Origin of the sequence: Sorangium sp. So ce131 (assembly GCF_051519095.1) — a bacterium.
Lineage (GTDB): Bacteria > Myxococcota_A > Polyangia > Polyangiales > Polyangiaceae > Sorangium.
Genome location: NZ_CP150455.1, coordinates 13,390,621 through 13,405,155, shown reverse-complemented (window position 1 = coordinate 13,405,155; position 14,535 = coordinate 13,390,621). Strand labels below are relative to the sequence as shown.

Here is a 14,535-nt window from a genome sequence, read left to right as displayed (position 1 = left end):
CGTCTGCGCGCCCCCGTCCTCGGCGAGCCCTCGCCGCGCGCCCGGGGACGGCGCCGCCGTCGCTCATGAGCGCCGGGTGCCATTCCGGATGAGCCCGCCCAAATGCGTGAAAATCAATGCATCAATGAGCTTCAGACTACAATTTATCGTGGCTTTTCGTCACACACACGAGCGGGCGGCGTCTTCCGTAAAGGCCCTTTAGCCAAGCAGCCGAACTGCGCACTTGCAACCGCACATCGAATTTTTGCAACCTCGATGTGAAAAGCAGCTCTCTTGTGCGACCAAACTGGCAGCCTTTTGCCTTCCCAAACTATTTCGCCTTGACCCGTCGCGCCGTTCCAGGAATAAGTTGACCCACGAGAGCGCCGGTATCCGCCCCTGTTGGTGCTGAACGGTCTGCACCGAAGGTTCGAGGCGCGAAGGATTTCAGCGGGAGGCTCCTCTTCTGCCCCCTGGTCCTTCGGCCGTGACGGTCCTGTTCACGCAGGGGATTGACGACGCCGGGGGAGAAGAAGCCATGAATTCGAATACCAAGGGCTTTGGGTCGCAGTCGTTCACCATCGGGATGCGCGCCGCCTCGCTGCTGGCGCTGTCCGCCGTGGGTTTCGCCTGCGCGCCGCTCGACGCGGACGTCGCCGCGGAGGAACTCGACGCGGAGGAGCAGGCCGCGGGCGCGACGTACCAGGTCGGCCCCACGAGGTCGATCAAGACGCTCGGCGAGCTCGCCGGCCGCCTCGCCCCCGGCGACGTGGTGGAGGTCGACGGCAACGCGACCTACGCGGGCAACATCCGGCTCACGAAGTCGGGCACGGCCACGTCGAAGATCACGATCCGCGGCGTGAAGGTCAATGGCAAGCGCCCCCTCCTCCAGGGGGGCACGAACACCATCGAGCTGAACGCGAACTACATCGTGTTCGAGGGCTTCGAGGTGACCGGCGGCTCGTCCCGCTGCATTTTCCACCACGGCCACGAGGTCACGATCGCCGACACGGTGGTCCGCGACTGTCCCGCGCACGGCATCCTCGGCGCCGACGGGGACTCGGGCTCGCTCACGCTGGATCACGTCGAGGTGTACAAGTGCGGCGCCGGCACGACGAAGCACCCGATCTACATCGGCATGGACCAGACGAAGTACCCGAACGGCGTGTTCCGGATGCAGCATTCATACGTCCACGACGCGAACGGCGGCAACGCCGTGAAGTCGCGCGCGAGCCGGAACGAGATCTATTACAACTGGATCGAGGGCGGGCTCTACAAGGAGCTCGAGCTCATCGGCGCTGACGGGCAGGATCCGGGCCTCGTGCGGGAGGACTCCGATGTGGTCGGCAACGTCTTCCGCAAGACGCACACGCAGTTCGTGGTGCGGGTGGGCGGCGACGGCACCGGTGAGACGAACGGGCGTTACCGGTTCGTGAACAACACGTTCCTGCTCATGCAGGGCTCGAGCGCGGCGATTCACCTGTTCGACGGCATCGAGAGCATCGAGCTGCACAACAACATCTTCCACCGCGTCGGCGGCGGGAGCGTCCAGGTCTTCCGCGACGACGCGAGCTGGGCGACGGGCAGCGCGCTGATCAAGGGCGTGAACAACGCGGTGCCGACGGGCACGACCGTGCCCACCGGCTTCACGGGGACGAAGATCGTGAGCGACCCGGGCTTCACGAACGTGGGCGCCCGCGACGTGACGCTGCTCGCGTCGAGCCCGCTCCGGAACGTGGGGGTGAGCGCGACGTCGGGCATCTCGGGGCACCCCGTCGCGACGCCGCTGGCGCTGCCGCTCTACCACCCGCCGCGCGGCGCGCTCGCGCCCGCCGGCGTGGCGCAGCGGCGTCCCACCGAGGGCGGGGTCGACCTCGGCGCGTTCGAGTACAGCACGACGTCGACGACGACCGCGGAGCCGACGGACTCGGCGGTGCCGACCGAGCCGGCCGAGGAGACGGCCGAGCCGGGCGAGGAGTCGGCCGAGTGCCCGGTCGTCGGGGCGGGCGAGTGGTCGAACACGTCGCTGGCCGCCCAGCAGGGCGCCTTCACGGTGAGCTGGGACGTCACGCCGAGCGCCTCGCGCATCGACGGCGCGATCGGCCTCTCCAGCGGCGCCGCGGACGCCTGGACCAAGCTCGCCGCGATCGTCCTGTTCGACAACCAGGGCTACGTCCGCGCCCGGAACGGCGCGAAGTACACGTCGGACGCCACGTTCGCGTACACCGGCGGCGCCACGTACAAGGTCCGGATGGTGGTCGACGTGGCGGCGAAGCGCTACTCGGCGTACATCCAGCCGGCCGGCGGCGGCGAGGTCCAGATCGCGAGCAACTACGCCTTCAGGGCCGAGCAGGCGCAGGTCGGCCAGCTCGACAACTGGGCGCTGGCCCAGGCCGTGGACGGCGCCACGCTGTCGGCCTGCGACGCCTCGATCCAGCAGTGACGGCGGGCGCGCGCCCGCCACGCGGGCGCGGCCGGTCCTTCACGGGCGGCTGATCCATCGCTCCTCCGGCCACGCGGCACGCCGGGGGAGCGATGCCGCTTTTGGGGGATCGGCGCCCACGCCGGGCGGCGCCCGTCGCGGGGGCGCTCGCGGGCCGACGCCCGCCGCGGAAATGGTCTATCGTTGGCTGGCATGACCACCGGTGATCAAGGTCCGCGGCGGGGCCCCTGGCTGCGCATCGTCTGCGTGAACGACGTCTACGCGCTCGACAACCTCCCGCGCCTCGCGAGCCTGGTGCGGCGCCACGCCGCCGGCCCGGCGGATCGCTTCATGGCGGTGATGGCCGGCGATTTCCTCGCGCCGAGCCTCCTATCGAGCCTGGATCACGGCAGGGGCATGATCGACTGCATGAACGCGGTGCCGATCACACACGCCATCTTCGGCAACCACGAGGCGGACGTCTCGCTGCCCGAGCTCAGGGCGCGGGTGCAGGAGTTCCGGGGCACGTGGCTCAACACCAACATGCCCACGTTCTCTCCGGCGCTCCCGACACACCAGATCATGGAGGTCGCGAGCCCCGGCGGCCGGTCGGTCCGGATCGGCCTCGTCGGCGTGCTCGTCCACGTGCAGGGCCTGTATCGGCAGGGGGCGTTCGGGGGGTACGCCATCGAGCCTGCGAACGAGACGGCGGTCCGCTGGGCCGGCCGGCTCGTCCGCGAGGAGGGCTGTGTCTGCGTGATCCCGATAACGCACCAGAGCCGCGGCGAGGATCTCGCGCTCGCGCGGATGCAGTGCGATCCTCGCTTTCCCGTGATCCTCGGCGGCCACGAGCACGAGGTGTCGCTCGACGACGTGGACGGCTGCCGGGTCATCAAGGCCGGCACGGAGGCGGTGAGCGCGGCCGTCGTCGATCTCGTGTGGCCGGCCGAGGCGCCGCCGGCCGGGGAGCCCGACCTGCCCGCGGTCGCGGTCCGGCTCGAGCTGGTGGCCGACTACCCCGAGGATCCGGCGATGCGCGCGCGCGTCGACCGCCACATGCAGATCGTGCGCGACCTCGACGCGGCCACGCTGCTCCGGCTCCCGCCCGGGGCCGAGCTCTCCTCGGTCGGCGCGCGGTCGCAGCAGACGTCGCTCGGGGAGCTCGTCTGCTCGCGGCTCCGGGACGGGCTCGGGGCGGACGGGTGCCTCTTCAACGGCGGCGGCATCCGCGGCGGCCGCGTGTACCGGGAGCGCTTCACCTACGGGGATCTCAAGGCCGAGGTCCCCTTCAGCAACGAGGTGGTGGTGGTCGACCTGCCCGGCCGCGTCGTCCGCGAGGCCGTCGCCGCGTCGCGGTCCCGCGCCCCGACGCAGCACGGGGGTTATCTCCAGATCGACGACCGGATGGCGGTCGACGCGCGGGGCGTCCTGACGGCGATCGGCGGCCGCCCGCTGGTTGAAGACCGCGAGTACCGGATCGCGGTCGTGCGGGGATTGCTCGGCGGCATGGATGACATTGCGCCGCTCGTGCGTTTTGCGGAGGAGCACCCGGAGAAGGTGCCGCCGGCGGACAGCGGGCGTGAGCCGAAGCTCGTGCTCGTCGAGTCGTTCGCCGTGGAGCTCTGGCGCCAGCTCGGGGGCTTCGAGGCGATCGACGCCGATCGGGACGGCGCCGTCTCGGCCGCCGAGCTCACGGCCGCGGTCTCGAGGGTGACGGCCGAGACGCCGTCCGAGGTGGTCGTCGGCGAGATGTTGAAGGCGCTCGACAAGGACGGCGACAGGCTGGTGACGCGCAGCGAGGCCGGCGCGCTGGCCTCGCGCGCCCTCGGCCAGGCCTCGCCGGCGGCGCCGATCGAGGAGCAGCGCACGGACGCGGCGGTGACGGGGTCCGACGAGGGCTGACGCCGAAGACGTTGAATTCCAGCGAGACCTCGTGTCGCATGGACGCGATCGCGCCGATTCGGGGGAGCGGCCGGGGTCGCGCACACGGACGGGCTTGTCTGCTTGATGTGAGGTGTTCATGATCGGACGACGCGGCCCTGCGCGGTGGCGCGCAGGATGGGTGTTGGGTGTTCTCCTTTCGATGGGGCTGGCCTGCGGGGATATGAGGGATGAGCCCGCGGACGCCGGAGGCGCCGGCGACGGCGGGGGGGCCGATGGCGGCGGGGGGGCCGATGGCGGCGGCGGCGCCGATGCCGGCGGCAGCGCCGATGGCGGCGGCGGCAGCGCCGATGGCGGCGGCGGCAGCGTCGATGGCGGCGGCGGCAGCGCCGATGGCGGCGGCGGCAGCGCCGATGGCGGCGGCGGCAGCGCCGATGGCGGCGGCGGCGCCGATGGCGGCGGCGGCAGCACCGATGGCGGCGGCGGCAGCACCGATGGCGGCGGCGGGACGGGTGGCTCGGGCGACGGCGGCACGGGGGGCTCAGGGGGGAGCACGCCTTCGCCGACCGTGTCCTGGGGCGCCTGCCCCGACGGGTACCAGACCGAGTGCGCCAGGCTCGTCATGCCGCTCGATCACGGCAGTCCGGACGGCGAGACCATCGAGGTGCACATCGCTCGCCGCAGGGCGGCTGTCGCGTCACGGCGGCAGGTCTGGCTGCTTGCCGGCGGTCCTGGCCAGGGCGGCCAAGTCTTCTTCGAGCAGGTGACGGAGCTGGCCTCGACGCTCCCCGACGCTGATCTGTACGTCATCGATCATCGCGGCACGGGTTACTCCCACCGGTTGGCGTGTCCGCAGCAGGACACGCCCAACAGCTTCGGTGGGTATTACCTGGATCCGAGCCAGGTGCCGGCTTGTCTCGAGCACCTCGAGACCACGGGGGAGTTGGCGCGCCTCGCCTGGTTCACGACGCGCCAGGCGGCCCTCGACGTGCTGGCCGGCATCGAGGCCACGCGGGAGCCCGGCCAGGAGGTGTACGTCTGGGGAGGCTCCTACGGGACGCACTGGGCCCACCGGGTGCTGCAGCTGGCCGAGCCGGGGGCCGTCAGCGGGATCGTGTTCGACGGCTTCATGACGCCGGGGCGCTTCGCCTTCAACCGGTACGACGCCGGGGTCAACGAGGCAGGCCTCAGCTTCGCGGCGGCCTGCGCCAAGGACGCCGCCTGCGCGGGCAAGATGGGGCCTGATCCCGTCGAGCGGATCCGCGGTGTCCTGGCCGCCCTGGAGGAGCAGCCCTGCGGCGTGTTCGATCGCTCGCTCGCGCGCACGATGTATTCGGCCTTCATGGAGAGCGTCACGGCACGGGCGTTCGTGCTCCCGTTCGTGCGCCGCCTGGAGCGCTGCAACACCGAGGATCAGAACGCCCTCGTGCACGTGATGGAGCAGTACGCGGCCGCGGCGTGGGGCTCGCTGGGGGACGAGCCGTTCCTCAACTCGGGTATCCTCCAGTACAACATCAGCCTGTCGGAGCTCTGGAAGCTCCCGGAGGACCCCGAGCCGACCCGTGAGGGCCTCGAGGCCGCGGCCGACGCCCAGCTGTTCCTGGTGGGGAATTCCTATCCGGCGGCCATCGTCCACCTGCGTTCCACCTGGCCCTTGCCGCCGTCCGACGCCGTGGATCTCCCGGTCCCGGTGCCCACGGACATACCCCTGCTGTGGCTCGCGGGGGAGCTCGACACGCGCACGCCGTTTGCGCAGGCGATGGAGGTGGCGGAGCTCTATGACGGAGAGAACCAGCCGCTCGTGATGCTGGCCGGCGCGGGTCATGTCCCCTCGAGCACGTCGCCGCTCGCGTCGGACCCCACGAGATCGTGCGGCGGCCTGGTGATCGCGAGCTTCCTCCGCGGCGACGGCGCCGTGGACACCTCGTGTACCGAGGACCTCGTGCCCCTCCAGTTCTCGCTCGCGTCCGCGGAGGCCAGCCTGGTCTGGTGGGGCGTCGAGGACGACTGGGGCGACACGACGGCCTATCGCGAAGCGCGCCCCTCGACGCTCGCGCCCCGGCGGCCCGCCTCGATCCGACCGCCGCGCCTCCCCCGGGCCGACGTCTCGCCGGCGGTGCTCGCGTGGATTCGCCATCGGCGCGACGGCGGCGCGGGGGCTCCTTGATCGCCGGGTGATTCCTTGATTCACCTCCTCCCAACATGAGCTGGAGGGTCTCTCGCACGGCTCCCGGCGACGGGAGCCGTGCCTCCTTGAGGGCATGGGAGAACGCCACCGGGGAGGCGAAGCCCAGGACGGCGCTGACCTGATCGGTCCTCGATCTCTGGTGGCTCATGAAGAACAGGCCCAAGCCGAGGCGCATCCCGCGGACGTACTCGCTCCAGGTACACACCGAGAGGTGGTACAGCCCGAAGTAGCGGTTCGTGAAGCGGAGCGCGTGGCGCTCGCTGCACCCTCAGCCCGCGAGCACCTTCCGGATCCGCGGTTCAAACACGCTCCAGAAGAGCCGCACGGACTGGACGATCTGTGCGCGGTAAGGCGCGAGGTCGTTCCAGTACTCTCCCGTTGCCACCTCGTAGCGGTAGGCGGGCCACCAGGTGCTTGTGGCGAGCTTGTGCGTCTTGGTGACGCCGGCCTCTACGAACGCGGCGCGGAGCTTCTTCGACAGTTCCTTGCCGCCGTCACGATCGGTATCTACCCACACCCCCGTGTACGCGCAGCCAGGAGAGGTCGTGAAGCTCAGGCGGTTCGTCCAGTTCCACTCCAGGCCGATGCCGATCTTTGGCACGAGCTCGTCCTCGCTCGACTCGAGCCATTCTGGCGAACACACGAGGACCTTCGGCCAGTCTTCTTCCAGGTGTTTATGAACGTGGGCGTCTGGAGACAGCTCGGAGGCGAGCCCAGCGATCTCCTCCGCGCAGGAGCACAGAAACGAGTGCGCCAGCTGGGCAGCGGACGAGCCGAGAGCCGCCCACTCTTCGATGAGCGCCTGATGCCGAAGATAGAATACGGCCCGAGGATCGTCGATACGGTTCATTGAAACTCCTTCTCCAGGGTTGCAAGATAGTTGGACGCCACCTCGCGGCCGTGGACCGTCGCGCCCTTCCACGGCGCGTGTGCCAGCGCGTCACGGAGCATCGAGGCGATATCGGCATAGCTCATCGGATGAAAAGCTCCCTGCGCGCTGTCGGTGGCGGTCTCCGGGGCCCGTCCCGAGGGCGACAAGAAGACGAACAACGCGCCTGGCTCTCGCCCAAAGCTCTCGAAAAGCCGGTCGCATTGCCGAGGCTGCTCCCCCGCATCGACCTTGTTCTCGATCACGAGGCAGAGTCCAGGCCCAGTGACAACGATATCGGCGCGAGCGTTCCCCTGGGCCACTTCGAGCGCAGGCCGGGCGCGATGCAGGTCGGACGTGGGTAGATCCGACGTGCAGCGGCGGAGCACGGCCTCGAGAAACCTGGAGCCGAGGCCGTGTCGACTCTGCGGGTCGAGCAGCCACGCCAGCAGGGCAGAATGGTACAGCTCCTTGCGGTTAATCCCGAGGATGCTCAGCGTGTCATCCGGTCCGCCGACCCAGGCGCCATCCCGCAGGAGCGCGTCGTGCTCGGCGCGGAGCTCGGCGACACGAGCCTCCCACGCGGCGACCTTCGCCGTCCTGTTCGCCTGCTCCAACGCCAGGATGGCGCGCCATTCGGCGGCGAGGGCAGCGATCTGTGACTCCTCTGATGCGACCTCCGATGTCCGGTTCGCCTGCCCCCCGGCTATCACGGTGCGCCATTCAGCGGCAAGAGCAACGATCTGCGACTCGTACGTTACGACCCCAGCCGCCCTGTGCGCCTGCTCCCCGGCCCGGATGGCGCGCCATTCGGCGGTGAGGGCGTCGATCTGCGACTCGTACGCTTCAATTCCTGGCGCGAAGCTTGTCATTGCTCTCCTCCACCAGCGCCTCTCCCCGGGCAACCAGAACCCGGCCCATCAACACCGCGAATCGTCAGAATCCCTCGGCGCCGTGGCGACCCCGGCCGAGCACGGCGGTCAAGCCGCCCACTCCAGCGCGAGCAGCTCGGCCTGCTTCAGCACCGTATCGACCGCCTTCTCCGTCTTGTCGGGCGGATAGCCGAACTTCTTCAGCTTGCGGCGCACGAGGGTGCGGAGCTTCGCCCGCACCGTCTCCTTCACGGCCCAGTCAATCGTCACCGAGTTGCGGATCGTCTCGGTCAGCTCGCGGGCGATCTGCGCGAGCACCGCGTCGCCGAGCACCTTCACGGCCGAGTCGTTCGCCTCCAGGGCGTCATAGAAGGCCAGCTCGGCGTCGCTGAGCTTCATGTCGTCGCCTCGCTTCTGGGCGGCCTTCATGTCCTCGGCGAGCCGGATCAGCTCCTCGATCACCTGCGCCGTCTCGATGCCGCGGTTGCGGTAACGAGCGATGGTCCTCTCCAGCTTGTCGGAGAACGCCTCGGACTGGACGAGGTTGGTGCGCCGCCGGACCTTCAGCTCGTCGTGCAGGAGCTTCCGCAGGAGCTCGACGGCGACGTTCTTGTGCTGCATCGCGCTCACGTCGGCGAGGAACTGCTCCGACAGGATGGAGATGTCCGGCCGCTTCAGGCCAGCGGCGGCGAACACGTCCATCACGCCGTCCGTCGAGATGGCCTTCGACACGATCTGACGGATCGCCAGCTCGACATCGGCCTCCGACTTGCCCGACGCCGACAGCGACGTCTTCACGACGGCGGCTTTCACGGCCTGGTAGAACGCGACCTCGTCGCGGATGGCCAGGGCATCGTCGTGCGGGACCGCGAGCGCGAACGCCTGGGACAGCTCCGTCACGGCCTTCACCAGCCGGTCGCGCCCGTCGTCGAGCCCGAAGATGTGCTCCTGGGCGGCCGGGAGGAGCATGAGCCGCTCAATCGGCGTGCCGTTCACGAAGGCCATGACGTCGAACCCGTGGAACAGGTCGCGACAGATCTCGACCTTCTCCAGCATGATCGGCACGGCCTCGGCGTGGTCGTGGGCGGGGTTGCCCTCGCCGCCGCTCTCGGTGTACGTGCCGAGCGCCTTCCGCAGGTTGTCGGCGAGGCCGAGATAGTCGACGACCAGCCCCCCGGGTTTGTCGCGGAACACGCGGTTCACGCGCGCGATGGCCTGCATGAGGCCGTGCCCCTGCATCGGCTTGTCCACGTAGAGCGTGTGCAGGCAGGGCGCGTCGAACCCCGTGAGCCACATGTCGCGCACGATCACGAGCTTGAGGGGGTCGCTCGGGTCCTTCAGCCGATCGGCGAGATCGGCGAGGCGTCCCTTGTTCCGGATGTGCTGCTGCCAGTGCGGCGGGTCGGACGCGGAGCCGGTCATCACGACCTTGATCGCGCCCTTGTCGTGGTCCGGGCTGTGCCACTCGGGTCGGAGCGCGACCAGCGCGGCGTACATGTCGACGCAGATGCGGCGCGACATGCAGACGATCATCGCCTTGCCGGCCATCGTCTCGATCCGTGCCTCGAAGTGCCGTATCAGGTCCTCGGCGATCATCTTCACGCGCTTCTCCGCGCCGACGACCGCCTCCAGCGCCGCCCACTTCGACTTGAGCCGCTCTTTCCTCGACTCCTCCTCTTGCTCGGTGACCTCCTCGAACTCGTCGTCGATGACCTTCTTGAGGTCGTCGTTCAGGTCGAGCTTCGCGAGGCGGCTCTCGTAATAGATGGGGACGGTCGCCCCGTCCTCGACCGCGCGCTGGATGTCGTAGACCGAGATGTAGTCGCCGAAGACGGCGCGCGTGTTCTTGTCGACCGCGTCGACGGGCGTGCCGGTGAAGCCGATGAACGACGCGTTCGGCAGGGCGTCGCGCATGTGCTGCGCGAAGCCGGGCACGAGATAGCCGCCCTCCTTCGTCTTGACGAGCTTGCTCTTGAAGCCGTACTGGCTGCGGTGCGCCTCGTCGGCGATGACGACCACGTTCCGTCGCGCGGAGAGCTCGGGGAACTTGTCGCCCTTCTCCTCGGGCAGGAACTTCTGGACGGTCGTGAAGACGACGCCGCCGGCGGCGACCTGGAGCAGCTCGCGCAGGTGGCTGCGGTCGCGCGCCTGCACCGGCTTCTGGCGGAGCAGGTCGTGGCAGCGCCCGAAGGTCCCGAAGAGCTGGTCGTCGAGGTCGTTGCGGTCCGTGATGACCACGAGCGTGGGGTTCTCCATCGCCGGGTGCAGCACGACCTTGCCCGCGTAGAAGGTCATGGTCAGCGACTTGCCCGAGCCCTGCGTGTGCCACACGACGCCGACCTTGCGGTCGCCGCCGGGGCGCGTGGCGCGGACCGTCTCCTCCACGGCCGTGCACACGGCGTGGAACTGGTGGTAACCGGCGATCTTCTTCACGACCTCGTCGCGATCCTCCTCGAACACGACGAAGTGGCGAATGAGGTCGAGTAGCCGCCTTCGGTCGAAGACGCCCTCGAGCAGCGTCTTCAGCTCCAGGGTGCCCGGCGCGGCCACGGCGCTGCCGTCCACCGTGCGCCAGGGGCCGAAGCGCTCCCACGGCGAGGTGAGGGTCCCGAGGCGCGCTCCTATCCCATCCGAGATGACGAGCAGCTCGTTGTAGACGAAGAGCGACGGGATCTGCGCCTTGTAGGTCTGGAGCTGGTTGAACGCGCCCTGGAGCGTCGCGTTCTCGTCGGCGGCGCTCTTGAGCTCGATGACCGCCAGGGGAAGGCCGTTCACGAAGACGACGATGTCGGGCCGGCGGTGGTTGTGCTGTCCCTCGATGACGGTGAGCTGGTTGACGACGAGATATTCGTTCTCCTCGATGTCGTCGAAGTCGAAGAGGCGAAGGCGCTCGCCGTGGACCTCGTCGCCCGGCGTCGCGATCTCGACCTCGATACCGTCGCGGAGAAGGCCGTGAAAGCGGCGGTTGTTCTGGAGGAGCGAGGGCGCGTCTGGGACGAGGATCTTGCGGAGCGCCTCGTGGATGGCGGTCGGCGGGACGCCGGGGTTGAGGCGGCGGAGCGCCTCGTCGAGGCGGCCCCGGAGCACGACGTCCGCGTAGGTGGCACGCTCCGCAGCGGGCTCGCCGGGGGCAATCTCCGGGCCGTGGAGGCACTCGTAACCGAGGCGCGCGAAGGTCTGGAGGGCGAGCTCCTCGACGTCCGACTCGGTCACGGCGGGGATACCGGCGGAGGGGCTCACGGGGCAGCCTCGGCGAGCTTCTCGGCGTCTTTGATGCGAAGCTCGCCGGACAGGAGGCGAGGGAGGAGGAGATCGCGAAGCTCGGCTAGGCTTTCAGACTCGTGGAGGTTGGCGTACCACCTCTGGTACAAAGGGCCGGCTACGATGTTGAAGGCATCTAGAACGGGGTCCGGCGGCTCTACTACAGTTATCCGCCTCATGTCCTCCGCGGTGACATGGCCAAGACCGGTGGTCTGTTTATTGCGCGCAATTTCCGCGAACCGTGGGCGCAGCCATTTTAGTAAGTATAGCACGAACAATCTTTGATTATCGCGGTGAGGAACGACCTTGAATATGTGCTGATTCAGCCAGCCCTGGCCGCGGTGCCATACAAACGTATCAATCGATGTGTCTGGGTTTCCTGACCAAGAGAAGAGGATGTCGGAGTTGTTGATTTGATATTTTTCTGCAATGATGGTCCTTGTGAACTTCGTCTGCTGAGTTAGTCCCGATTTAAGCTCGGCGATTTTGATTACCGGCAAGGCACCGGGCTCGGTGGTGAAGTGAAAGTCGCGATAGGCTGCTCCGTTGATGTATGTGGCCGAATTGTAAAGGCTTCGAGTCCGCCATCGTTTCGGCACGGTTAAATCGCGATGCTCCTCGAAGCTGTCAGGGAAGAGTGCCGCTGTCTGCGCATCCATCCCGACGGGAGCTCGCCCCTCCATCTTCACCCGCACTGGGTCGAAGTCGACGAACCAGTTCTTGAAGAGCGCGCGCGCCATCGCATCTAGCGTCTCGTTCATGCGTCGATTCAGTTCAATCTTATCGTCAAGAGTGCCGAGTACATCAGCGATGGCGCGTTGCTCCCGAATCGGCGGAACGGGTATTGTAAGAGTTCGCTGCGTGGTGAGGCTCACGTAGTCTGCCATGTCAGTCTCGCCCTTGAGTGCATCGAGTCGGGACTGGAATGTCGCAGAACGCAGAAGCGCAAAGAGAAATCGTGGATTTAGCGTTCCTAGGTCCAGGCATCTCCAGAGCGTCGTCTGCGGTGAGCACACGAATGGTGGCGCATCGTCGTGGACGAGGGCAACCTTGCCCACAGTCCCTTTGTGCGAGAGAAGAACATCTCCTCTCGCACCGATGCCCTTGCGAATGCGCCTATGTGCGACGTCATTAATCTTCTCGGCCGTGTTGAATAGCACGCGCCCATGATGCATATCGGCTGCGCGAATGAACGCCACGCCCTCCGTGGAAAACTCGTTGGATCGAGGGCGATATTCCCCGTGATTTCCGTCTTCGACGAGAAGCGCGCCACGTCGCTGAAGCTCTGCAACAGACATTTGGGCCCATTCGCTACTCATCTCGGAAGCCTCCTCAAGTTGCTGCTGATGAGCGTCGTCAATCTCGCAGCCTCCGCAAACTGTGCCTCCAACCTCGTGACAAGCTTCGGGAGTCGCTCCTCAAACGGCTCGTCGTCGTCCTCCACATCCTCTGCCCCTACGTACCGCCCCGGCGTCAGGACGTGCTGATGCGCGCGCACTTCATCGAGCGTCGCGCTCTTGCAGAAACCGGCAACGTCTTCGTACTTCGTCGCGCCCTTGTCACCGCGCCATGCATGATAAGTTCCGGCGACGCGCGCAATGTCCTCTTGGGTCAGCTCGCGCTGCGTCCGGTCGATCATCCGCCCCAGCTTGCGGGCGTCGATGAACAAGATGTGCCCTCGCCGATCGCGAAATCGACCGCTCCTCTTGTCGCGGGCGAAGAACCAGAAGCACACGGGGATCTGTGTCGAGTAGAAGAGCTGCCCCGGCAAGGCGACCATGCAGTCGACGAGGTCCGCCTCGATGAGAGCCTTCCGGATCTCCCCCTCGCCGGACTGGTTCGATGACATCGAGCCGTTCGCCAGCACGAACCCGGCCTGCCCCGCCGGCGCGAGATGGTGAATGAAATGCTGGATCCATGCGTAGTTCGCGCTGCCGGCGGGCGGTGTGCCGTATTTCCACCGTACGTCTTCTTTGAGGCGCTCCTGGCCCCAGTCCTTCGCGTTGAACGGCGGATTCGCCAGGATGTAATCGGCCTTGAGATCTTTGTGCAGGTCGCGGTGGAACGTATCGGCGTTCTCGGGGCCCAGGTTCGCCTCGATGCCGCGAATGGCCAGATTCATCTTGGCGAGGCGCCACGTCGTTGGGTTCGACTCCTGTCCGTAGACGCTGATGTCGCCGACGCGGCCGCCGTGCTCCTCGATGAACTTCTCGGACTGTACGAACATCCCGCCCGAGCCGCAGCACGGGTCGTAGACGCGGCCCTTGTACGGCGCGAGCATCTCGACGAGGAGGCGCACGACCGAGCCCGGCGTGTAGAACTGCCCGCCCTTCTTGCCCTCGGCGAGCGCAAACTCGCTCAGGAAGTACTCGTATACGCGGCCGAGGATGTCCTTCGACTTGTTCTGCCTGGCGCCGAAGCCGATGGTCCCGATGAGGTCGACCAGCTCGCCAAGCCGCTGCTTGTCGAGCTGGGGGCGGCCGTAGTTCTTCGGCAGCACGCCCTTAAGCGAGGGGTTGTCGCGCTCGATGGCGACCATCGCGTCATCGATGAGCTGGCCGATCTTGGCCTGCTTCGCGTTGGCCTGGACTGCTGCCCAGCGGGCCTCCTTCGGGACCCAGAAGACGCGCTCGGCGCGGTACTCGTCGCGGTCCTCGGGGTCGGCGCCCTCGTCGACCTGCGCCGACAGCCGCTGGTGCAGTTCATCGAAGGCGTCGCTGATGTACTTGAGGAAGATGAGCCCGAGGACGACGTGCTTGTACTCGGCCGCGTCCATGTTGTTCCGCAGCTTGTCCGCGGCCTGGAAGAGCTTGCGTTCGAAGCCGAGGTCGCCACCGCTACTCTCGGCGGCGAGCGCGCCGGTGTGGCCGTTCGCCGTCTTCCCGTTCGGCCTGGCGGCAACCTTCCCGTTGACCTCCTCGGCGGCCTTCCCCTTGGCCTTCTCAGCTGCCCTGGGCTTCGGTCCCGGCGGCGCCTTCTCGAACGGCAGCGCGCCCTGTACCTCGACCGCCGCGGTCGCGGTCTTGCCGAGCAACCGATCCACGATCGGCGCCTTCTCCTTGCC

8 protein-coding genes are annotated in these 14,535 nt (G+C 67.7%); 3 read left to right on the top strand and 5 right to left on the bottom strand.

Annotated features, from left to right (window positions below; all coding sequences use genetic code 11):
* The first annotated feature begins 517 nt into the window (after positions 1-517).
* The 3 genes from WMF43_RS48780 (at position 518) to WMF43_RS48770 (ending at position 6,449) form a co-directional block, all read left to right on the top strand.
* A complete protein-coding gene (locus WMF43_RS48780; RefSeq protein WP_437675744.1) occupies positions 518-2,422 on the top strand; it encodes a right-handed parallel beta-helix repeat-containing protein in 1,905 nt (634 codons plus the stop codon).
* 192 nt (positions 2,423-2,614) lie between these two features.
* Positions 2,615-4,303, top strand: a complete 1,689-nt coding sequence (locus tag WMF43_RS48775) for a 5'-nucleotidase C-terminal domain-containing protein (protein WP_437675743.1) — start codon at positions 2,615-2,617, stop codon at positions 4,301-4,303.
* 163 nt (positions 4,304-4,466) lie between these two features.
* A complete protein-coding gene (locus WMF43_RS48770) occupies positions 4,467-6,449 on the top strand; it encodes an alpha/beta fold hydrolase (RefSeq protein WP_437675742.1) in 1,983 nt (660 codons plus the stop codon).
* 289 nt (positions 6,450-6,738) lie between these two features.
* Here WMF43_RS48770 and WMF43_RS48765 read toward each other — a convergent pair whose 3' ends face one another.
* The 5 genes from WMF43_RS48765 to WMF43_RS48745 form a co-directional block, all read right to left on the bottom strand.
* A complete protein-coding gene (locus WMF43_RS48765) occupies positions 6,739-7,320 on the bottom strand; it encodes a hypothetical protein (RefSeq protein ID WP_437675741.1) in 582 nt (193 codons plus the stop codon).
* The gene (locus tag WMF43_RS48760) at positions 7,317-8,210 is read right to left on the bottom strand and encodes a PD-(D/E)XK nuclease family protein (protein ID WP_437675740.1); all 894 of its coding nucleotides are present in this window, start codon (positions 8,208-8,210) and stop codon (positions 7,317-7,319) included. The genes WMF43_RS48765 and WMF43_RS48760 overlap by 4 nt, the downstream gene beginning before the upstream one ends.
* A 108-nt stretch (positions 8,211-8,318) precedes the next feature.
* The gene (locus tag WMF43_RS48755; protein WP_437684235.1) at positions 8,319-11,432 is read right to left on the bottom strand and encodes a type I restriction endonuclease subunit R; all 3,114 of its coding nucleotides are present in this window, start codon (positions 11,430-11,432) and stop codon (positions 8,319-8,321) included.
* A gap of 14 nt (positions 11,433-11,446) precedes the next feature.
* On the bottom strand, positions 11,447-12,790 hold the full coding sequence (locus WMF43_RS48750; protein ID WP_437675739.1) for a restriction endonuclease subunit S: 1,344 nt from the start codon (positions 12,788-12,790) through the stop codon (positions 11,447-11,449).
* The gene (locus WMF43_RS48745; protein WP_437684234.1) at positions 12,787-14,505 is read right to left on the bottom strand and encodes a type I restriction-modification system subunit M; all 1,719 of its coding nucleotides are present in this window, start codon (positions 14,503-14,505) and stop codon (positions 12,787-12,789) included. The genes WMF43_RS48750 and WMF43_RS48745 overlap by 4 nt, the downstream gene beginning before the upstream one ends.
* Between the last annotated feature and the right edge of the window lie 30 nt (positions 14,506-14,535).